Source organism: Paraburkholderia sp. RL17-381-BIF-C, from assembly GCF_046026435.1.
Taxonomy (GTDB): domain Bacteria; phylum Pseudomonadota; class Gammaproteobacteria; order Burkholderiales; family Burkholderiaceae; genus Paraburkholderia.
In genome coordinates this window covers 1-734 of record NZ_JARESX010000205.1, presented here as the reverse complement: position 1 = coordinate 734, position 734 = coordinate 1, and the positions used below count along the sequence as shown (strand labels likewise).

At 53.1% G+C, this 734-nt stretch carries 1 protein-coding gene and 1 pseudogene; both read left to right on the top strand.

Features of this window, described 5'->3' with window-relative positions; all coding sequences use genetic code 11:
• Positions 1-446, top strand: a pseudogene (locus P0D70_RS36700) (DUF6531 domain-containing protein); the annotation flags it as partial.
• An 86-nt stretch (positions 447-532) separates the two neighbouring features.
• Positions 533-721 carry a hypothetical protein gene (locus P0D70_RS36695; RefSeq protein ID WP_353615898.1) on the top strand — a complete coding sequence of 63 codons (189 nt, stop codon included), beginning with the start codon at positions 533-535 and terminating at the stop codon, positions 719-721.
• Positions 722-734: the final 13 nt, after the last annotated feature.

Genomic DNA, 734 nt, shown 5'->3' with positions numbered 1-734 from the left:
CCAGCCTCACGGGATTGCAGTCAGATACACGGGCCTTCGTACCAGGCATCTGTGTCGAGTGCTACATGCGGTGGAAAGCTACGCTAACGGAGAAACTTTTTGAAAGTGAACTGAGCGCTGCACTTCCAGCATGGGGCGAGGCAACGGAAGTGATGCTGAGCGATCAGGCGCAAGTCCCTTATCCTGTTCTGGTGCCGGATCTGACCAGTTCGGCGAAAAGGGCGATGCTTTACAGTACTCTCTTCGGAGCTGGAAGCGGCGACGGTGGGATGGTCAAGTGTGGGAGCAGCGGGGATAATGAGTGGCGTGAGGCGGACTGTCACGCGAAGTATGAGTCCGATATGTTCAGGTGTAACTCGCTTGCCAAATATATGGGTGGTTTGGCGGGCCTCGCACTTTGCAAGAAGAATGCATTTGACGACTATCAGGAGTGCAGGGGGCACTGATGATCAGATTTCCACCATGTTCCGTGGTTGTAACTTACGACCAAGACCGTCAACAGTTGATCTTGCAGTCAGTCGAGCGAGGAAGGATGGCCACGGCGTTGAAAGGGGCAATTGAAATGCCCGTTTTACTGGATGAATTCGAGTTCCGACTTGACGACGAATTTGCGCGTCGGTTTGGCGCTGGTGTGCTCAGTCTCATCGCGCTGGGTCAACCTGATCTCAAGCAATACATTACTTTTACAGAGGCACCGATCGACAGACCGTCTGAAGAGTAATCTTTCCGAGGTT

Coding starts and splice junctions, on each gene's coding strand:
- P0D70_RS36695 (WP_353615898.1), top strand. CDS start 533: ATGGCCACGGCGTTGAAAGGGGCAATTGAAATGCCCGTTTTACTGGAT.